14 protein-coding genes are annotated in these 20590 nt (G+C 56.3%); 6 read left to right on the forward strand and 8 right to left on the reverse strand.

What is annotated here, in order from left to right; genetic code table 11:
• Window positions 1-79: 79 nt before the first annotated feature.
• The 3 genes from B2310_RS01550 to B2310_RS01560 form a co-directional block, all read right to left on the reverse strand.
• Complete coding sequence (locus tag B2310_RS01550) at window positions 80-487, reverse strand: hypothetical protein (RefSeq protein ID WP_173366103.1); 408 nt, start codon at window positions 485-487, stop codon at window positions 80-82.
• 230 nt (window positions 488-717) lie between these two features.
• Window positions 718-1308 carry an inorganic diphosphatase gene (locus tag B2310_RS01555; RefSeq protein WP_173366102.1) on the reverse strand — a complete coding sequence of 197 codons (591 nt, stop codon included), beginning with the start codon at window positions 1306-1308 and terminating at the stop codon, window positions 718-720.
• A gap of 122 nt (window positions 1309-1430) precedes the next feature.
• On the reverse strand, window positions 1431-2801 hold the full coding sequence (locus B2310_RS01560) for a POTRA domain-containing protein (RefSeq protein ID WP_290728189.1): 1371 nt from the start codon (window positions 2799-2801) through the stop codon (window positions 1431-1433).
• Between the two features lie 107 nt (window positions 2802-2908).
• On the opposite strand from B2310_RS01560, the gene B2310_RS01565 reads away from it, so the two are divergent.
• The 4 genes from B2310_RS01565 to B2310_RS01580 all read left to right on the forward strand — a co-directional run bounded on the left by B2310_RS01565 (window position 2909) and on the right by B2310_RS01580 (window position 8244).
• On the forward strand, window positions 2909-3373 hold the full coding sequence (locus B2310_RS01565; protein ID WP_173366802.1) for a hypothetical protein: 465 nt from the start codon (window positions 2909-2911) through the stop codon (window positions 3371-3373).
• 28 nt (window positions 3374-3401) lie between these two features.
• The gene (locus B2310_RS01570) at window positions 3402-5948 is read left to right on the forward strand and encodes an ATP-dependent helicase C-terminal domain-containing protein (protein WP_290728191.1); all 2547 of its coding nucleotides are present in this window, start codon (window positions 3402-3404) and stop codon (window positions 5946-5948) included.
• Between the two features lie 33 nt (window positions 5949-5981).
• Window positions 5982-6866 (forward strand): phosphoribosylaminoimidazolesuccinocarboxamide synthase, encoded by an 885-nt coding sequence (locus B2310_RS01575; protein ID WP_290728193.1) that lies wholly within the window; start codon window positions 5982-5984, stop codon window positions 6864-6866.
• 118 nt (window positions 6867-6984) lie between these two features.
• Window positions 6985-8244, forward strand: coding sequence for a CobW family GTP-binding protein (locus B2310_RS01580; protein ID WP_290728195.1), 1260 nt, complete (start codon window positions 6985-6987; stop codon window positions 8242-8244).
• Window positions 8245-8316: 72 nt separating this feature from the next.
• Here the strand turns inward: B2310_RS01580 and hisD are convergent, their stop codons facing one another.
• From hisD to metH, 5 genes are read right to left on the reverse strand one after another with little or no spacing between them, the layout of a single operon-like run.
• On the reverse strand, window positions 8317-9606 hold the full coding sequence (hisD, locus tag B2310_RS01585; RefSeq protein ID WP_290728197.1) for a histidinol dehydrogenase: 1290 nt from the start codon (window positions 9604-9606) through the stop codon (window positions 8317-8319).
• A 31-nt stretch (window positions 9607-9637) separates the two neighbouring features.
• Entirely contained in the window at window positions 9638-10924 is a 1287-nt protein-coding gene (gene hemL / locus B2310_RS01590; RefSeq protein ID WP_290728199.1) for a glutamate-1-semialdehyde 2,1-aminomutase, read from the reverse strand.
• Window positions 10921-11886 carry a porphobilinogen synthase gene (gene hemB, locus B2310_RS01595; protein WP_290728200.1) on the reverse strand — a complete coding sequence of 322 codons (966 nt, stop codon included), beginning with the start codon at window positions 11884-11886 and terminating at the stop codon, window positions 10921-10923. Before hemB ends, hemL begins: the two co-directional genes overlap by 4 nt.
• Before the next feature lie 44 nt (window positions 11887-11930).
• Window positions 11931-12824, reverse strand: coding sequence for an NAD(P)-dependent oxidoreductase (locus tag B2310_RS01600; protein ID WP_290728202.1), 894 nt, complete (start codon window positions 12822-12824; stop codon window positions 11931-11933).
• A 25-nt stretch (window positions 12825-12849) separates the two neighbouring features.
• A complete protein-coding gene (gene metH, locus B2310_RS01605) occupies window positions 12850-16509 on the reverse strand; it encodes a methionine synthase (protein ID WP_290728204.1) in 3660 nt (1219 codons plus the stop codon).
• 147 nt (window positions 16510-16656) lie between these two features.
• Between metH and B2310_RS01610 the strand changes: the two genes are divergently transcribed.
• Both B2310_RS01610 and B2310_RS01615 read left to right on the forward strand, forming a co-directional pair.
• Window positions 16657-19809, forward strand: a complete 3153-nt coding sequence (locus B2310_RS01610; RefSeq protein ID WP_290728206.1) for a cellulase family glycosylhydrolase — start codon at window positions 16657-16659, stop codon at window positions 19807-19809.
• Between the two features lie 47 nt (window positions 19810-19856).
• A partial coding sequence (locus tag B2310_RS01615) for an aconitase family protein (RefSeq protein ID WP_290728351.1) occupies window positions 19857-20590 on the forward strand: 734 nt, incomplete at its 3' end.

The following is a 20590-nucleotide window of genomic DNA, read 5'->3' on the forward strand; positions in this document are numbered from 1 at the left end:
TTCACCGTAGCCGTCCCTTCATTTTGAATAAAATAAGCCCCTCCGTACGGGAGGGGCCGTCTATAAAATTTAGGATAGACTAGCGGTCGTGGATGTCGACGCATTCACGCACGTTGCGTGCGGCGAACATACGGCCACGGCGCGGATCGAGGCAGTCGACGCGTTCCGGACGGTTGCGGTGGAAGTCAACGATCATCCAGCGGGTACCGTCATTGCAGTAGTAATCGAAACGGCCTTCGGCATCGCCACGTTCGCAGCGGCCTTCAACCTGAACACGGCGGTTGCGGTAATCGAGTCGGAAACTGCGGTCACGGGGACGGCAGTCCGGCTTCTCGAAACGGCATTCCAGGCGTTCGCGCGGCGGCGGAGGAGGAGGATCGCTACGGCGTTCAGACTTCCTGTTATCCACATGGACAGAGAATCCTGCCCAGGCACCAGACGAAAGCACAAGCGTTGCAGCGATAACTGCAAGAAGGGACTTTTTCATTTGTTCTCCTTTCATAAGAGTTTATGTTTACTGATTAACTATGGCCTAAATATACTTTTTTTTCATCGAAAAGCACGGCTATAGAAAAAAAACTAGATAAAACGCCATTTTTTTTGACTAGAAACACCCGAAAAAAGCAACATGCAACCGAAGCCCCACTCCAGGCATCCAAAAAAAAACACCTCAAAAAAACGCCGGAATAATCCGGCGATTTTTCTATACAAACGCAATCAGATCAGTTCGTCGGGCGGGAGGTGTTCCGCGCTTTCCGGTTCCTGGTAGAAGGTCTCGGGAATCTGGACCTGATTCTGGAAATAGGCCCTGTGCGCGGCAATCACGCGTTCACGGGCGAACGCGGCATCCTGCCACTCCCCAATCTGCACGTCCTTGCCTTCCAGTTCCTTGTAGTTCTGGAAGAAGTTTTTCGTAATGCGCAGGAACATCTGGTCCACGTCGCCGATATCCTTGATGGGGCGCGGGTTGAATGTCGGCACGCCCAGCACCTTGTAGTCCTTCTTGCCGCCATCGGTCATGTCGAGAGCGCCAATCACGCGACAGGTGCAGACGGAACCCGTCATCATGGAAGCAGGGCTGTAGATGAGCATATCGAGCGCATCGCCGTCGTCTGCCTTGGTGCTCGGGATAAATCCGTAGGTGCAAGGATAGCTCATCGAACTGAGCAGGCAACGGTCCAGGCGGAACACATGCAGACGTTCATCGTACTCGTACTTGAGGTTCGTGTCCTTGCCGATTTCCACGACGCAATCCACTTCATAGGGATACTTGCGTCCGATAGGGAGATCGAGATAGTTAATAGCCATTTATACTCCAGGGGCCCACGTCGAGCCCGATTTTATTTACTCTCTATTTATTCTTCAAAAAGTAACGCAAATTTAACATTTATGTATGAAATAGTCAAGTGTTCCGGCTCGCAGAAAACCATTTACCGACTGCGCCACCTGGATGATGTCACCTTGTCGAACAGCCCGAAATAGAACACCGGTTCTCCCCTGTCGGGACTGTAGCCGACCTCGAAGCGGATGCGGTCGAGTGCCGGAATCACGAGATGCACACCGCCATAGACGGCGCCCTCGTAATCGTCCCAGCCGGGGCGGCCCCTGTCCCAGAGCAGGCTTCCGTCGAGACCGGCCACAAGTTGCACCCCATAGAAGAAGTTCACGCCGGCAATACTTGCGGAACGGCGTTCCAAAAGCACGAACCTTTCTTCGAACGTAAGGAGTGCCTCGTGGACGCCGAGAGAGCCCGAGTCGGCCTCGTGCCCGCGGAACGTATTGGCACCGCCATGGTAGTAATAATCATAGAACTTCACCTCGCCCGGACGGTAACGCACGAGCGCCGTCGCACCTGTTACAAAGCGCCCGAAGGTCTTGTAGGCACGCGCATCGGTCAGGAGTTCCCAGTAGTTTTCGCCGTTATCCCTGTTGCAAAAGCGCGATTCCGTTTCGACCGGTTCACCTGATTCGTCCGATTCGATATTGACGCCGCACGCAACATATTCTTCACCCGCGCCCACGTGCGTAAGCATATATTCGAAATACACGCCATCGCGCGTGTCGAGTTTGCTGTCACGATAATCGAAAGCAAAGCCAAGCCCCAATTCAGGAAGATTCGCAAAGTCCCTCAACCGACGGTAGGCGGCAGTCCCCAGCAGCGACAGGTGCGGCAAGAACTTGTATTCCAAATCCAGGTCGAGCAAGATGCTTTTTTCCTGGAAATCGCGGATGTTGTCGTAACTGTCGGTCAAGAGGAACTCGAAGTTCCACCCGAGCGGAAGCCCGAACAGGTAGGGGGAACTCGCATAGAAGGCGGCCTCGTTCTTGTCGAAGAACGGGTCCACCGTCGTGCGGTACTGCACCTCAAGCCGAATATCTTCGCCCGCCACATTGATGTTCGCAAGCGCGGCTCCGAGCATCAGACCGTCGCGGTCGGTCTTCTTGCCCGCGGGTGCCGGAATCCAGCGGAAGATTTCCTTGAAGGAATATGTGAGTTTTACAAGACCCGGTTCGGCAGGCTCACCGGCCTTTTCGCAAGAAACGGAAATCTCGGTGAACAGGTCGAGGTCCTGCAGGCGGAGCTTTTCAGCCTCGAACTTTTCGGCAGCAAAAGGCTCCCCTACGCGGTTCACGAGTTCGCGCTCCACCACGCGGGAGTTCGTATGCACGAGGCCTTCGAAGTTGATCGAAGCGACCACCAGGCCATCCGCGCAACCGGCAGACGCCGAATCCGCAGCCGCAAATGCAGCCGAGACAAGCGCGAAAAGGACCATGTATACGACTTTACGAATTCGGTTCACCTTACAAAATATAGAAATTCGCCTCTCCGAAGCCCGCAACCCACACCAAACGCCCTATCCTTTTCTATATTTGGAGCGTCAAAAATTTGAGAAGCACCGAGGTTTCCATGCTTGATTTTCTTGCAAACTACTGGCCCTGGCTCATCGCAGTCGTTGTCATCGTTCTTGCCATTTTTGCTTTCCGCGGACTCCGCAAGGCCCTCAAGGAAGGCGGCGGAGCATTCAACCTTGAAACCATCCAGAAAAACACCGCACCGAACTTCGCGGCCCTGAAGCAAAAGTCGAAGGCCCTCCTCGCCGATGCCGACATGATTTGCGAAACGAAGGAAGGAAGCAACCTCGTGATGCCGAAAAAGGAAGACATGATGTTTTTCCGCCGCGCCGTGAAGCAAAAGTACAAGCTCGCCATGTTCCTCGTGCCGGGCACGAACAAGGTCGTGTACTTCTTCTGCAAGACGGAACAGGGACTGCGCCGCCGCATCGAAAACCTGGTCATCAACCAGAAGTTCCGCGAAGGCAAACCGCCCTACATGGACGTTGCCACCGGCGAAAAGCTCAAGTACCCGAGGTAATGGGTCCATTTCTCTCGACTAGAGCTGAATGACCTACAAAGACCTCGCCCTCGCCGAAGAAAAAGGCAAGCTGGAAGCGGCCCTCCTGGAGTCGCGCAACCTGCTTGTCGAAGCTCCCACGGGATCGGGAAAATCGCTATTCATCCCCTACTTTTTAAGCAAGCACTGCACAGGACGTGTTGTCGTTTTGCAACCGCGCAGGATTGCGGCGTTAGCTTTGGCGCAATTTTCGGCGAAGCTGCACGGAGAACCCTGCGGAAAGACCGTCGGCTACCAGTTCAGGCAGGATAGCTGCAAGAGCGCGGAGACGCGAATCCTCTTCCAGACCTACGGAAATTTCTTGCAGGAACTCCTGCACGGGAAAATGGATGCAGACTGGATCGTATTCGACGAATACCACGAGCGCAAGGCCGACATGGACCTGCTGTTCGCGTTTTTCAATCGAAGGACCCCGGCCAACCCCGTCAATCGAGAGCAAGAGCCGGAGAAGGCTGCGCCAAGAATTGCAGTGATGTCGGCGGCGCTGAACCGCGAGGAACTCGAAGCGGTTCTCGGCGTCAAACGCCTCACGCTCGGCCACCCGCTCTATCCCGTGCAAATTATCCACCAGGCCCCCGCCACGGGAACGTCGCTTACATCGGGCGTGGGCATCGACGCCGAAGTGGTGCGGGCGCTCAAGACACTTTACCACAACCATATCTGGCAGACCACCCTGGTGTTCTTGCCGGGCAAGGCCGAAATCGCCCGCTGCCACAGCGCCGCCGCAGAAGCGCTCGGACAAAACAGCGCCGAATTCCTGGAACTCTACGGCGGACAGGACCGCGAAACGCAAGACCGCATTTTCGAAACGACCGAACGCCCGCGGGTCATATTCACAACGAACATCGCGGAAACATCCATCACCGTCCCGAACGTATCGGGCGTCGTGGATAGCGGTATCGAACGAGTGAGCCTCTACGACGACAGCGAAAAGGTAAATGTTCTCCGCACGCTACCCATCTCGATGCAGAACGCCATCCAGAGAAGCGGCCGTAGCGGACGCACGCAGAACGGATGCGCCATACGCCTGTGGAGCGAGGAAAGCGAAAAGCGCATGCCGCGCGGAATCGTCCCCGAAGTCACTCAGATAGAGCCCTCAGAACTGTTGCTGCAAAAAGCGGCGCTAGAACGTGAGATTTCCTCCTCCGCAGGGACAGGAATAACGCTCCCGACGGCGATTCCGGAAGCCCGAGAAATTGCGGCGACCAAGCTCCTCGAAGGTTTCGGAATGATCAAGGACGGCGCCATTACCGAACTAGGTCTCAAGGCCATCCGCACTCCCGTTTCAAACATCCCGCTCGCATTGCTCCTCGCTTCCGCAAAAAGCAAGAGCGAGCTTCCCGACTTGTTGCTCGCCGCTCTCGCCTGGATTCATTCCGGCACCGAATTTTTGCAAAAAAGCAAAATCGCCTACGACATTCTCACGCTCGCAGCCGATACGCTATCAAAGACAGCGGCAGCACCTCGCGAAGTCATGTTTACGCTCCGTCAGTTGCGCGATTACAGGGACACCTTAGCCCCGTCGGAATCGGCAGACGGGAACCATTCCTTTGTCTGCAAGCAGCTTCTGAAAGCCTTTCCCGACAGACTTGCCACCCCAAGCGGAAGTGCATACAAACTCGCAAACCAGAGCGTCATCCGTTTACAGGTTGCAGAACCGCCCTATGCAATCCTTGCCCTCTGCATGCTCCGTACCGGGACCACCAAGTCCGAACTCAAGGTCAACCTCTACGCCCCCATCGCAAAGGAGATGCTCGAAGGCGAAAGCGCCTCCACCCGCTACGAGCTCCTTTGGAGAAACGGACAGGAACGGTTCATCGGTATCGAGATCCGCGAAACGGCAAACGCAGACGGAGGCCGCACCGAACTTTCACGCAAGGAAATCCTCACGCAGGAAGCATCGCCGAAAGTTCTCGACGAACTGAAAAAACTCACAGCCGTCGCCTGGAGCGAAAAAATCGAAAAGGAAAACTGGAGCGGACGCTACCTCACCGAGGATGTCCTGACTCTCCTCACCAAGATGCGACTCGCCGCGAAGCTATACCCCGAATACGGGCTTCCCGAATTCAACGACGAGGACATGGAACTGATATTCGACGAACTTACCAGCGGGAAATTCCTGCTGCGCGATATCAACGAGGACCGCTACCGGGGTATCGTGGAAGATTATTTCGGCAAATCCATGTTGCCTTGGCTCAACAAGACCTTCCCCGACCACTACATGCTCCCGAACGGCAAACGCGCACGCTATAGCTACCAGCCCGTCAACAACAGCGAAGACGGGAAGTCTGTCCAGAGCGTAGACGGCGTACTGGTCGAAATATCCGCCCGAATCGAAGACCTGATGCAGCTCCGCGGCGAACACCGAATCGCCGATGGCAAGCTAAAAGTCCGCTACGACATCCTCGCCCCGAATTTCCGCACCATCCAGAAAACCTGGGACCTGACCGGATTCTGGCAGAATACCTACGCCGAAGTCCGGAAGGAACTCCGAGGCCGCTACCCCAAGCACCCCTGGCCCGAAAAAGTCGAATAGCAAGTCGAGTAAATTGCTATATTTGGGGGCACTATGAGTCTAAAATTTGATACCCCCATTACCGAAGTTCCGCTGTTCCACCAGGGTAAAGTACGCGACATGTACGACCTGGGCGACAGCTTCCTGATGGTCGCCAGCGACCGTCTTTCCGCTTTTGACGTGGTGCTCCCCACCCCGATCCCTGGTAAGGGCAAAATCCTCAACCAGCTTTCGCTGTTCTGGTTCAAGCACCTCGGCATGAAGAACCACCTCATCACTGCCGACGTGAACGAATACCCCGAAGTGCTCAAGAAGCACGCCGACTACCTGCGCGGCCGTTCCATGATCGTGAAGAAGGCGAAGCGCCACTCCGTGGAATGCATCGTCCGCGGCTACATCGTGGGTTCCGGCTGGAAGGACTACCAGAAGACGGGCCGCATCTGCGGTCACGTGCTCCCCTCCAACCTGCAGCTCTGCCAGAAGCTCGAGACTCCGCTCTACACGCCGAGCACCAAGCCTGACGTCGGCCACGACGAAAACATCAGCTTCGAACAGACCTTCGACATCGTGGGCGAAAAGGTCGCCACCGAACTCAAGAGCATGTCCCTCGACATCTACACCAAGGCCCGCGACTACGCTGCCAGCAAGGGAATCATCCTCGCCGACACCAAGTTCGAATTCGGTGAAATCGACGGCGAAACCGTGCTCATCGATGAAGTGCTCACGCCGGACTCCAGCCGCTACTGGCCGGCTGACAAGTACCAAGTGGGCAAGAACCAGGAAAGCTTCGACAAGCAGTACGTGCGCGACTGGCTTGAAACTCTCGACTGGGGCAAGACCTACCCGGGTCCGGAAATTCCGGCAGACGTCGTGAAGAACACGCTCGCGAAGTACGAAGAAATCTTCGTGCGCCTCACCGGGAATAAACCGGAATTGTAAATGGAAAAGTCATTCTGGACCCTATCGCCTACGGCTCCAGGGTGACATTCCGATTGAACTACGCAGGCTGAACAGTCTGCGTTTTTTAGAAAAAAACTTTCATCCGAAGGATATGAAAATGAAATCTGTACCTATTACGCTGCTCACCGGTTACCTCGGAGCCGGAAAGACGACCCTCCTGAACTTTGTCCTCAACAACCAGCAGGGTTACCACGTCGCCGTCATCGTGAACGACATCGGCGAAGTGAACATCGACCAGACGCTCATCGAGAAGGGCGGGAACATCACGAAGGAAGATTCCGGAAAGGTGGTGCCGCTCAGCAACGGCTGCATCTGCTGCAGCCTCAAGACCGACCTCCTGGAACAGATTGCCGAACTCCTCGAGATGAACAAGTTCGACTACATCCTCATCGAAGCGAGCGGCATCTGCGAGCCCGTGCCTATCGCGCAGACCATCTGCATGGCGGGCAGCCAGCTGCAGAGCCGCGACGGACGCCCTCTCGCCTGCCACCTCGACAACGTCGTTTCCGTGGTGGACGTCGCCCGCCTCGCCGACGAATTCGCGGGCGGCCAGAAGTTGCTTTCGAACGATCTCGAAGAAGAGGACATCGCGAACCTCCTTATCCAGCAGATTGAGTTCTGCAACACCATCGTAATGAACAAGGTCGATTCCATCAGCAAGAACGACCTCGAACACGTGAAGGCGGTTGTCCGCGCGCTCCAGCCCGAAGCGAAGATGATCGAGACGAACTACGGCAAGGTCGAGATGAAGGACATCCTCGATACCAAGCAGTTCGACTTCGAGAAGGTCGGGAACTCCGCCGCCTGGGCGAAGGAACTCATGAAAGAGACGAAGCCCGAAGACGACGATGATGGCCACGACGAACACGAGCATCACCACCATCACGACCATGACGATGAGCACGACCACGAAGACCATAGCCACTGCGACCACGAGCACGGCGTGTGCCACTGCGGCCACCACCACGACAAGGACCATCCGCATGGCGACGAATACGGCATCAGCACGTTCGTGTACGAACGCCGCCGCCCGCTAGTCCGCGACAAGTTCGAGACGTTCCTCGACAACTACCCCACGAGCATCATCCGCACCAAGGGCCTCGTGTGGTTCGAGGACGAACGCAACAACAGCTACCTGTTCGAGCAGGCCGGCAAGCAGGCTTCCGCACAGAATTTCGGTCCCTGGTTCGCCAGCGAGAGCGAAGAAGAGCAGAAGCGCCTGCTGCGCGAGAATCCGGACCTCGTAAAGGTGTGGGACGAAAAGTACGGTGACCGCATCATCCGCCTTGTCTTCATCGGCCAGCACATGGACAAGAAGAAGATTATCGCCGCGATGGACAACTGCCTCGGCGAATAAGGTTCCTACAGAGACAAAGAAAGCCGGCAATGCCGGCTTTTTTGCTTTTGCATATTTCTATCGAAACAGACTCTACAGCCTCTTGAGAACCGCGGCAGCGTGGTGGATAAAGCCTTCTTCAGTAGCGACGGCGGCAATGGCCTTCGCGTTCTTCTTGATGGCTTTCTCGCTGTAGCGGATGATGCTCATGCGCTTTAAGAAGTCGTACACGCCGAGCGGGCTGAAGAAGCGACCCGTGCCGTTGGTTGGCAGCACGTGGTTCGGGCCCGCGAAGTAGTCGCCCACCGGCTCAGAGGACCACGGGCCGATAAACACCGCACCCGCATTTTCGATTTGCGCCGCCATAGATTCCGCTTCGCTGGTCATAACTTCGAGGTGTTCCGGAGCGATGCGGTTCGCTATTTCCACTCCGTCGAACCAGTCCTTCACCACGAGGATGCGCCCGAAGTTGCCGAGCACCTTCTCGAGGAGTTCCTTCTTCGGGGAATTTTCCACCTGGATATCCACGCAGGCGCTAATCATCTGGGCGGTTTCCATGTTGTCGGTAATGCAGATGGCCGCCTCGAAGCCGGAACCGTGTTCCGCCTGGCTCAAAAGGTCTGCCGCCACGAAGTCCGGATCGCAGGTGTTGTCGGCCATCACGAGCACTTCGCTGGGGCCAGCCACCATGTCGATGTCCACGACACCAAAGACTTCCTTCTTGGCGATGGCCGCAAAAACGTTGCCCGGTCCCACAATCTTGTCGACGCGCTCCACGACGGTCTTGCCCTTGGCATCCTTCGCACCATAAGCGAGCAAGCCGATAGCCTGAGCGCCGCCGATGTGGTAGACTTCTTCAATGCCGAGTTCCTGCAGCACGAATGCCACAGCACGGTTGATTTCGCCCTTGATGGGGGTCACGACCACGATGTCTTCCACGCCAGCCACGAGAGCCGGGACAGCGTTCATGATGACGGTGCTCGGGTAAATTCCCGCACCGCCCGGCACGTAGAGGCCCACGCGCTTCATCGGGCGGATACGCTGGCCCAAGACCACGCCGTCCTTCCCTTCCATGAGCCAGGATTCTTCCATCTGGTTCTGGTGGAAATCGCGCACGTTCTTGATGGCCTGCTTCAGGGCCTTCTGCAGTTCCTTCGGGCACTTGGCGGCAGACTTCGCGATGGCCGAAACCGGCACGCGGATGTTCTTGCCCTTTAGGCCGTCGAACTTCTGGGCGTATTCCGTCGCCTTCGCGATGCCACCCTTCTTGATGTCGGCAAGGATCTGCATCACCTTGTCGTGAATTTCCTTGCTCGGGGCGACTTCGCGCCCGCAAATGCGTTCAATTTCAGCAGATTTCGGAGTAACTTTTACGATTTGCATAAATTCCACCTTTTTCGCCAAATATAGAATTTTAGAGGGACTTGAGAACCTTGTGCGCAGCCTCGACTGTGCGGTCGATTTCGTCTTCGGTATGCGCAGCACTCACAAAAATCGCTTCGAACTGGCTTGGAGCAAAGTAGAATCCTTCTTCAAGCATTCCGAGGAAATACCTGCGGAAGAGTTCCAAATCGGACTTCTGTACGTCGGCAAAGCATGTGACCGGACCTTCCGTAAAGAAGATGCAGCCCATGGAACCCACCTGGTTTGCAGCAAGCGGGATTCCTGCAGTCTTTGCCGCATCCTGGAGGCCCGCAATCAGGCGCTTCGTCATCGCTTCGGCGTGAACGTAGTACTCCGGGTGAGTATGCAGTTCACGCATAGTGGAAAGCCCCGCCGCCATCGCGACCGGGTTCCCCGAAAGCGTACCCGCCTGGTAGATTCCGCCGAGCGGCGCAATCTGCTGCATCACGTCGAGCCGGCCGCCGTATGCACCGACGGGCATACCGCCGCCGATGATTTTTCCAAATGTCGTGAGGTCGGGCTTAATGCCATAAAGCCCTTGCGCACAGTGGATGCCCACGCGGAAACCCGTCATGACCTCGTCCACAATTAGGAGCGCACCGTGCTTCTTAGTTTCTGCGGAAAGCGTCTGCAGAAACTCGGGCTTCGCGGGCACGACACCCATATTCCCTGCCACAGGCTCCACGATGACACCCGCAATCTCGTCGCCAATCTTGTCGAAGAGTTCCTTAACGCCTGCCACATCATTGTACTGGAGCGTGAGCGTGTACTTCGCGAGATCCGCCGGAACTCCCTTGCTGCTTGGCTTGCCCGTCGTGAGCATGCCCGAACCCGCCTTGATCAAGAGGCTATCGCTATGGCCGTGGTAACAGCCCTCAAACTTCACGATCTTGTCGCGGCCGGTAAAACCGCGGGCCGCACGGATGGCACTCATCGTCGCCTCGGTCCCGCTGTTCACCATGCGAATCATCTCGACACTCGGCACAAGGCTCATCACGAGCTTCGCAAGTTCGGATTCGAGCCCGCACGGAGCCCCGAAACTGAGGCCGTTCTTCGCCGTTTCTGCAACAGCACTGATTACCGCGTCGTGAGCGTGTCCCAGGAGCATCGGGCCCCAGCTGCCCACGTAGTCGATGTAATCGTTGCCGTCCACATCATAAATGTGGCTGCCCTTCGCGCGGGCAATAAACGGAGGCGTCGCACCTACATTACTGAATGCGCGAACAGGGCTGTTCACGCCACCCGGCATCAGGTTCTTAGCTTCTGCAAAAAGTTTTTCGCTCAAGGTGCGGTTCATACCAGCCCCTTCTCGAGCGCTTCCTTCGCATGGTAGGTGATGATGATATCGGCACCGGCGCGCTTCATCGCAAGCAGGTTCTCGCGGATAATCGCATTCTCGTCAATCCAGCCCATCTTCGCGGCAGCCTTCACCATCGAGTACTCGCCGCTCACATTGTAGACGGCCACGGGGACAGTGCTGATTTCAGCAGTCTGGCGCAAGATGTCGAGGAAAGCAAGCCCGGGCTTCACCATCACGATGTCGGCACCTTCTTCGATGTCGAGTTCCACTTCGCGCTGGGCCTCGCGAGCGTTGCGCACGTCCATCTGGTAGCTCTTGCGGTTCCCGAAATGCGGAGCGGAATCGGCAGCATCGCGGAACGGGCCGTAGTAGGCGCTCGCAAACTTCGCGCTGTAGGCCATGATGGGTGTATCCGCATAGCCATTCTCATCAAGCTTTGCGCGGATTGCCGCCACGCGCCCGTCCATCATGTCGGAAGGAGCAACCATGTTCGCCCCCGCGCGCGCATGCGAAACAGCGGTTTTCGCCAGGAGTTCGAGCGTCGGGTCGTTATCCACGTCGCCGTCCTTGATGATTCCGCAATGGCCGTGGCTCATATATTCGCAGAGACATACGTCCGTAATTACGAAGAGGTCGGGAAACTTCGCCTTGATGGAGCGCACCGCTCGCTGCACGATGCCATCGTCATCGTAGGCCGAAGTCGCCATCTCATCCTTGATATTGGGGATTCCGAACAGGAGGATGGACTTGATGCCCGCAATGACGCAGGATTCAAGTTCCTGGAGAATTTCATCGATAGAGAACCGGAACTGGCCGGGCATCGAGGGGATTTCTTCCTTGACACCCTCCCCCTCTACCACGAACATCGGGTACACGAGGGAATCGGGGTTCACTGCGGTTTCCGCAACCATGTTGCGGATAGTTTCATTCTTGCGTAAGCGACGAGGACGGATAATCATATCAAGTGTGAAATGTGGAATGTTAGATGTGGAATGATTATTGTTTAATGTAAAAAATCGCGTTCGACTTGCACTAAGCTTTCGCCCCAATCCTCCTGGATTTTCTGCTTGAGTTTCTTGGCAAGCGAGGGGGCGCGGCCCTGCGTGGAGACGGTCACGGCGATGTTTTCGCCGAAATCCATGCGGGCGGGCACGATGAAATCGCCGTCGAGGTAATCACAGGCATTGTTCACCAGAATGCGGCGGGCACGGGCATCGTTAGAAACCTGGGCGTTGACGGCGGGCTTGTCGGTGCAGATAAAGACCATAAAGATCCCGCGAAGGTCGAGCGGCTCATAGGGACGGCTTTTCAAGACGATAGACGATATCGTTGTAAATTCGGGGTCGAGCTGCGGGGCAACCACGGTAATGTGGGCTCCCGTCGGGAGGAGCGTCTTGACCTTGCGCAGCGCGATGCGGCCCCCACCCACGACAAGAACGTTCCTGCCTTCGAGATTCAGTTCGATGGAGAAGAGGCTTGAGCTATGGGCGCGCTCCTGCGGAGCGTTGGGGTATGAGGTCGTACCTGCGGCACTTTGAGCAAAATCATTTTGGACATTGCGGATGCCGTCCACGACCATGCTTGCAAATTCCTTCCAGTCACCAAGGCAGGGCATAAGCGTTATAGGAATCTGCGGGTATTCCGCCTGCAATTTCGCGACCACACGGGGAACATCGTTTTTCGTATGCTGGCCGTTCAAAAGCAAAAAAGGCAGGAGCGTCACCGATTCCACATCCTCGCGGAGGAGCGTGCGCAGGTCGTTTTCCAAATCCAACAGGCTCGTACTTGCCACTCGCGTGCCGGGCAAATCATGATGAAGTTTGTCCAAAATACCTTCGAAGCCCTTGTAGGCCCCGGGCAAAATGCAATGATGAGCAATAATCAGGATGGCTTTCATTGCTACAAATATAGAATTTTCTAATCTAAACCTTTACATGGAAATAGTCAACGTCGGGGTGACTGATGTAGAGGCCGCTCACGGAGGCTTGCGGGTACATGGCGCCGTTCTCGGTGAGGGTGATGCCCACGCTGCCAAAGTCGATGAGCTTTGCGATGTTGAAGATTTCCTTGATGTTCGGGAGCACGGGGTAACCGACGGCCGGACGGATGCCCTTCCAGTTGCTTACGCGTGCGAGTTCCTGGCTCAGGTATTCGGCGCCTGCTTCGGCGAGGCGGTCGGCGACGGTCTGCATCAAGAGAACGTCGTAGTCGCTGCCGCCCTGCTCGGCCTTGAGCTTTTCGAGGCGTTTGACGAAGGCGTCGCTCACGGTGACGGCGAAGGCGCCCACGATGTCGCGGAAAACATCTTTGCCGGCGGGAGCGTTAAAGACGCTTGCTGTCGTTGCGTTGGCAGGGGCTACGTAGTCGCAGAGGGCGAGGCAAGTGCCTTCCGGGTTCTGCTGGCGTGCCGTAGCGACTTCGACAAGGTCGGAGTCGGTGCCGGTACGGCCCGTGTTGAAAACAACGGATTTGTCCGTACCGGCGGCAGGGTAGAACGCCTGCACGGCACGCAGCGCATACTCGGGCTTCGTGAGGCTCCTGATAAGTTCTTCGGCATCGGCCTTGAGCTTTTGCGCTTCTTCCTGGTCAGCCTTGACCTTCCAGGTAAAGAAGAAGTATTCCCAGCTGATAAGCGGGATGACTTTTTCGAGCGGAATCGGCGGGAGCTTGCTTTCGCCCATGAACGGAGGCTCCACGGGCTGGTACTTGCTCCAGTCGCATTGGTAGCGGCGTTCGACGGTCGTTTTCTCTGCTGCGGCCATGGCGCTTGCTGCTTCGGTCTGGATGCCGTTTTGCTTGTCGCGAATTCTCTGCTGTTCTTCGCGGTTTTCTTGAATGGTCTGTTCGCTAGTCGCCGGGTCCAAGAGCTTTTGCACGAGGCCAGGGTTGCTTGCGGCGTCGCGCACGTGGAATACGGGGCCGTCGTAGCACGGAGCAATCTTTACGGCCGTGTGCGTGGGCGAGGTGGTGGCGCCGCCGACGATAATCGGGATGCGCTGGCCCGCAGCCTGCATGGCCTTCGCGACAGTGCACATTTCTTCGAGCGAGGGCGTAATCAGTCCGGAGAGGCTCAAGATATCGGCCTTGTTTTCGATGACCGCCTTCACGATTACATCTTCGGGAACCATCACGCCGAGGTCCACCATCTCGTAGCCGTTACAGGCCATAATCACGGAGACGATGTTCTTGCCGATATCGTGCACGTCGCCCTTGACGGTTGCAATCACGATTTTACCGCGGCTCGATGCGTTGGCGTCTTTGCCCGCCTCGATGTAGGGCTGCAAAATTTCCACCGCCTTCTTCATGGTGCGAGCGGTTTTTACCACCTGCGGTAAGAACATCTTGCCTTCACCGAAGCGACGACCGACTTCGTTCATGCCGTCCATGAGCGGGCCAGAGATGATTCCCACCGGGCTATCGCCGCGGTTGATGAGTTCCATCAGGTCGGGCTGAAGTGTGGTGGAGGTTCCCTTGAGGAGTGCTTCTTGCAGGCGTTCTTCGGGCGTTGTTTTTGCCTGCGCGGAGTCGGCGACGCTGTTGCTTCCCGCGTCGGAACTGCCCGCGCCCGTGCTCATGGCGAAAATCGCCTTCGGGTCGTACTTGGTGCCCGCTTCCTTGGCGGCAGCGGCTGCTGCGGTCATGCGGCTTGCAATTTCGATGAGCGCTTCGCTCGCGTCCGGTTCCGTGTTCAACAGCACTTCGGTAATGGCCATGCGGAGTTCCAGCGGAATCGTCTTGTATTCGATAATCGCGCTCGGGTTCATGATGGCCATGCCCATGCCGTTCGGAATCGCGTAATGCAAGAAGGTGGTATGCATCGCTTCGCGCAGGTAGTTGTTGCCGCGGAAGGCGAACGAAAGGTTCGAAAGACCGCCCGAGATGCGCACGCCGGGCAAGTTGTCCATAATCCAGCGGACCGCGCGGATAAAGTCGATGGCGTAGGCGTTGTGTTCCGCCATGCCGGTTGCGACTGTCAAAACGTTCGGGTCAAAGATGATGTCCGATGGCGCGAAATCCAGTTGCTTCACCAGAATGTCGTATGCGCGGGCGGCAATATTCACGCGACGCTCGTAGTTGGTGGCCTGACCTTCTTCGTCGAAGAGCATCACGATGACGGCGGCCCCCAGGCGCTTGATGGTGAGTGCGTGCTCGATAAACGCCTGTTCGCCCATCTTGAGGGAGATGGAGTTCACGATGCTCTTGCCCTGGATGCACTTGAGGCCCGCCTCGATGACTTCGAACCGGGAAGAGTCCACCATGATGGGTACGCGGCTCACGGCCGGGTCCGAGGCAATCAGGTTCAGGAAGGTCTGCATTTCGGCGGTGGCGTCCAGCAGACCATCGTCCATATTCACGTCAATCACGTCGGCGCCGTCTTCGACCTGTTTGCGGGCAATGTCGAGCGCCTCATCGTAATTCTTTTCGTTGATGAGCCGCAGGAACTTCTTGGAGCCAGCTACGTTGCAGCGTTCGCCCACCTTCACGAAGTCTTCGGCGTTGCAGCTGTCAGCACCGTCGCTCGGGCGCACCTGTTCCTTGAACAGCGGCTCGAGACCGGCGAGTCGGAGTAGCGGGCTCGTCGCATACTTGGGCGCGGGCTTACGGCGTTCGTAATCGGCCGGCAGGGCGTCCAGCATCTTGCGCATGGCGGCGATGTGTTCCGGTGTGGTACCGCAGCAGCCGCCAATCATGTTCACCAGCTTGTCGTCCAGATAGACATGCATCTTGTTGACCATGTCTTCGGGCGTGTCGTCGTAACCGCCGAACTGGTTTGGCAGTCCCGCATTCGGGTGACAGCTAATGTAGCAGGGCGCGACCTTGCCCATGCGGCGCAGGTAAGGCACCATGCCGTCGGCACCGAGACCGCAGTTCAGGCCGATGGAGAGCGGATGCATGTGCATCACGCTCACGGCGAAAGCTTCCACCGTCTGGCCCGAAAGTGTTCTGCCCGAAGCGTCGCTCACTGTCATGGAGAACATGACTTCGACTGACTTGAGGTCGGCGGCTTTGTCACCGGCGTCGGCAGCGCGTTTTTCCATCACCTTGGTAAATGCACTTGCGGCGGCCTTCGCGTTCAGCGTGTCAAAAATCGTTTCAATCAAGATGGCGTCGACGCCTTCATCCACCAGCACCTGAATCTGTTCCAGGTAGGCGTCTTCCAGTTCGTCGAAAGTAATGCTACGGCTCGCGGGGTCGTTCACGTCTTCGCTCATGGAGAGCATCTTGCTGGTGGGGCCCACGTCACCGAGGATGTACACCTGACGGCCATACTTTTCCATGGCCTCTGCCGCGGCCTGCTTTGCAATCTTCACGGCGGCGCGGTTCATTTCGGCAATGCGGTGTTCCTGATGGTATTCGTGCTGGCTTACGCGCTGGCTCGAGAACGTGTTCGTGGTCAGGCAGTCCACGCCCGCATCCACGTAGCGGCGCTGGATATCGAGAATGATTTCCGGCTTCTCGATGGAGAGCATGTCGTTGTTCGCGCCCTTGATCCCGTAAGTCTGGATGACTGAACCCATGCCGCCGTCCAGCAGCAACATCTTGCTTTCGAAAGCTTCGCGTAGCGTCATTTTCTTTTCCATAGCACAAACCGCCATTCTTAGCGCATCCTCTTTTATGCGCTTATTCAATTTTATGCATAAATATAGAAAAAAGCACCCTCGGTCAACCCTCTCCCCTCCCATATTCCCCTTTAAAACAAAGAAAAATCTTTTCGTATATTTCTAATCATGACCTTCTATCTAAAAAAATTACGTTTGATTACAGCCGTAGTCTTTCTCCTTGCCGCATGGGCTTTCGCGGACTCGACCAGCGTCATAAACGCCCGACCCTCCATAAACGGCAAGCTCCATGTAGAAGGCACGAACCTCTTCGACGAACATGGCAACCAGGTTGTCATCAAGGGCGCGAGTACCCACGGGCTCACCTGGTTCCCGCAATACGTAAACACCAACCTTTTCCGCCAGCTCAGCAGGGAATGGAACACGAACCTGATTCGCCTAGCCATGTATTCGAACGACTACGTGCACGGAGACCGCGAAAAGAACCTCGAAATTCTGCGGAAAGGCGTGCAGTACGCCATCGAGAACGACATGTACGTGATGGTGGACTGGCATATTCTCATCGACAACAACCCGAACGAGAACCTTGCCGAAGCCATCAATTTCTTCAACATGATGGCAAAGGAATACGCGAACGTCCCAAACGTGATCTTTGAAATCTGCAACGAGCCCAACGGCGACTGCACCTGGGAAGACATCAAGGAATACGCGAACATCATCATCCCCGTTATCCGCAGGCACAAGCCCGACGCGCTGATTCTCATCGGCACCCCGAATTACGACCGCGAAATCCAGGAGCCGGCAAAGGACCCGGTGGCCTTCGACAACGTGATGTATTCGTTCCACTTCTATGCTACTTCTCACAAGGGCGAATCGCTTGCGCTCCTCAAGGAAGTCGTAGGCGGCGGCACCCCCATCTTCATTACCGAAAGCGGACTCTGCGAAGCGAGCGGCGACGGAAAGATTGACCTGGAAAGCGTCAAGCAGTGGTACGCCACCCTAGATTCCCTGCACCTGAGCTACACCATCTGGAGCATGTCGAACAAGGAAGAGGAATCCGCCATGGTCCACTCCGACTCCCGGGCGGTAGATTCCCTTACCGACGCCGACCTGAGCCTTTCGGGGCTTTACGCGCGGGCTCTTTTCCAAGGCAAGGACCTGAACCAGATTCCGCTTATCTACGAGCCCGTATTGAGTTTCAAGATTCTCGCCCGCACGAAGCCCTATATTGTGTGGGCCATATTTGCCGCTCCCGTATTTGTATTGCTCGCCATCATATTCCTGTTCCAGAAAATCAAGAAAAGATTCAGGAACAAGAAAATCCGCACCTACGACGACCTTCTTAAATTCAGCAAGAACGAAAGCGCGAAAAAATTCAACTCCAGGCCAGCAAAGCAATTACTCGGCGACCTGTTTCTCTTCCTGAGCACTTTCTTTACGTTAATTTATCTATGCTGGCGCTTTACATGTTCCATCCCGTATGCCTACGGCTGGATTGCCATCATCGGAAGCTGCATCCTGCTCGCCATAGAAGTCCTCGGCTTTATCGAATCGCTCATACACTACAGCGGAATGCTCAAGCTGCGGGAACATCCCCTGCCAGAAATTGCCGACACAGACTACCCCGACGTAGATATTTTCATTTCGACTTATAACGAACCGCCCGAACTTTTGCGCAAGACCATCGTCGGCTGCAAACACATGGACTACCCCGACCGCTCCAAGGTGCATATCTACCTCTGCGACGACAACCGCCGTAGCGAAATGCGCAAACTCGCCGAGGAACTGGAGATAAACTACTTCGACCGCCCGAACAACGAGGGCGCGAAGGCGGGTAACCTGAACGCGGCACTCGCCCGCACGAGTTCGCCCTACGTGGTGACTTTTGACGCGGACATGATTCCGCAGAGAAAATTCCTGCTCAAGACTATCCCCTATTTTGTAGACGCCGAACGCATCAACGAAAGCCTCCCCGAAGAAACGCGCCGCCCGCTCGGGTTTATCCAGACACCGCAAAGTTTCTACACGCCCGACGTGTTCCAGCACAACCTCTACGCCGAAACGAAGGTCCCTAACGAGCAGGACTACTTCTACTGCGTCATCGAGGCGGCAAAGACATCAACAAACAGCGTGATTTACGGCGGGTCGAACACGATTATTTCGCGCAAGGCACTCAAAGATATCGGCGGGTTCTACACAAAATCCATCACGGAAGACTTTGCGACAGGCATGCTGATCGAATCGGCAGGCTTTGTGAGCCTCGGTCTTTCGCAACCGCTCGCATCGGGCATTGCGCCCTCGACATTCAAGGAACACATCCAGCAGCGCACCCGCTGGGGACGCGGCGTCATTGCGACCACAAAGCAGCTCAAGTTTATGTTCAACCGCAAGTTGAACATCTCGCAAAAACTGAGTTACCTGAGTTCTGTACTTTACTGGTTCTCCCCCGTCAAGAACCTGATCTACCTGCTTTCGCCCCTGATGTTCGCCGTATTCTGCGTACCGATATTCAAGTGCACTCTGGTTGACCTTGCCCTGTTCTGGCTCCCGATGCACCTGATGTCGATGTGGGCCCTCCGCTTCACAAGCCACGGAAAGATTAGCGCCCGCTGGAGCGGCATCTACGAGACATCCGTCATGCCGTTCCTGCTTTTGCCCATCGTCAAAGAGACTCTGGGTATGACGCTTTCCAAGTTCAAGGTGACCCAGAAAGACAAGCGCGCAGTCCGACCGCAGGCCGACGGGAAGACTATCGCCCCGTTTGCCGTATTGCTCGTACTCACTCTCGCGGGTATCGTCCACATGAGCTACATGATTATCGCACTCGGATACATCGAAATTCTCGCCGTTCTCTTCTGGCTTTTCCGTAACGCCTACTACCTCACCATGTGCTTGTTCCTCGGGATGGGCCGCGACTCCGACGGCGAACCCGTGAAGGTCCTTGCCGCCGAGAACGTGATGGTGAAAAAGCAGGACGGACACGAAATCGAGGGCATTACCACGAAGTTGACGGAACACGGAGTGGACATCTTTACCGACGAACTGAACATCCTGAACCTAGGCGAGCCCATCAGCCTCACCATATCGAAGAAGATGTACACCTTGCAGGTTACGGGAACTGTCGTTGCCATCCGCAATACACGAAGCCCGCGCATCCCGAGCGTCTATACCGTCGAGATTCTTGATTTTGGCGGGCAGAAGGACGAATACATCCAGATGCTCTACGACCGCACACCAACGCTCCCACAACGCTTGCGGCTCGGCGAAGGCCACATCGACAACCTGTGGAACAACATCGCCCACCGCATCGTGACCCGATAATTTTCTATCTTTACGCCCGAAAATTCAACCTATAACCCAAAGAGACTATGCTTTTCAATTTCGACATGATCCAGGGCGTCTATGCCCGCATTCCCGCCCGCGTTGAAGCTGCCCGCAAGCAGCTGGGCCGTCCGCTCACCCTCGCCGAAAAGATTATCTACAGCCACCTGATTGATGGCGCCGAGAACAGGACTTACGAGCGCGGCAAGGATTTTGCCGAATTCCACCCCGACCGCGTGGCCATGCAGGACGCTACCGCCCAGATGGCACTCCTCCAGTTCACCACCGCCGGTAAGGCCCGCGTGGCAGTGCCGAGCTCCGTGCACTGCGACCACCTGATTATCGCCCGCGAAGGTGTCGAAAAGGACCTCCCCCGCGCCAAGGAAGAAAGCAAGGAAGTTTACGATTTCCTCCAGTCCGTCTCCGCCAAGTACGGCATTGACTGCTGGCTCCCGGGTGCTGGCATCATCCACCAGGTGGTGCTCGAAAACTACGCCTTCCCGGGCGGAATGATGATCGGTACCGACTCCCACACCGTGAACGCCGGCGGCCTCGGCATGCTCGCGATTGGCGTGGGCGGTGCAGACGCTGTTGACGCGATGGTCGGCCTCCCGTGGGAACTCAAGTACCCGAAGATGATCGGTGTGAAGCTCACCGGCAAGCTCCAGGGCTTCGCTACCGCCAAGGACATTATCCTGAAGCTCGCTGGCATCTTGACCGTGAAGGGTGGCACCAACGCCATTATCGAATACTTCGGCGAAGGCGCACGCAGCCTCTCCGC

It is taken from the genome of Fibrobacter sp. UBA3629 (assembly GCF_002374005.1).
Taxonomy (GTDB): Bacteria; Fibrobacterota; Fibrobacteria; order Fibrobacterales; family Fibrobacteraceae; genus Fibrobacter.

Bases quoted from the DNA above. Each gene is read 5' to 3' on its own strand.
- B2310_RS01550 (WP_173366103.1), bottom strand. From the start codon at position 487: ATGAAAAAGTCCCTTCTTGCAGTTATCGCTGCAACGCTTGTGCTTTCG.
- B2310_RS01555 (WP_173366102.1), bottom strand. From the start codon at position 1,308: ATGGCTATTAACTATCTCGATCTCCCTATCGGACGCAAGTATCCCTAT.
- B2310_RS01565 (WP_173366802.1), top strand. From the start codon at position 2,909: ATGCTTGATTTTCTTGCAAACTACTGGCCCTGGCTCATCGCAGTCGTT.
- B2310_RS01570 (WP_290728191.1), top strand. From the start codon at position 3,402: ATGACCTACAAAGACCTCGCCCTCGCCGAAGAAAAAGGCAAGCTGGAA.
- B2310_RS01575 (WP_290728193.1), top strand. From the start codon at position 5,982: ATGAGTCTAAAATTTGATACCCCCATTACCGAAGTTCCGCTGTTCCAC.
- B2310_RS01580 (WP_290728195.1), top strand. From the start codon at position 6,985: ATGAAATCTGTACCTATTACGCTGCTCACCGGTTACCTCGGAGCCGGA.
- hisD (WP_290728197.1), bottom strand. From the start codon at position 9,606: ATGCAAATCGTAAAAGTTACTCCGAAATCTGCTGAAATTGAACGCATT.
- hemL (WP_290728199.1), bottom strand. From the start codon at position 10,924: ATGAACCGCACCTTGAGCGAAAAACTTTTTGCAGAAGCTAAGAACCTG.
- hemB (WP_290728200.1), bottom strand. From the start codon at position 11,886: ATGATTATCCGTCCTCGTCGCTTACGCAAGAATGAAACTATCCGCAAC.
- B2310_RS01600 (WP_290728202.1), bottom strand. From the start codon at position 12,824: ATGAAAGCCATCCTGATTATTGCTCATCATTGCATTTTGCCCGGGGCC.
- metH (WP_290728204.1), bottom strand. From the start codon at position 16,509: ATGGAAAAGAAAATGACGCTACGCGAAGCTTTCGAAAGCAAGATGTTG.
- B2310_RS01610 (WP_290728206.1), top strand. From the start codon at position 16,657: ATGACCTTCTATCTAAAAAAATTACGTTTGATTACAGCCGTAGTCTTT.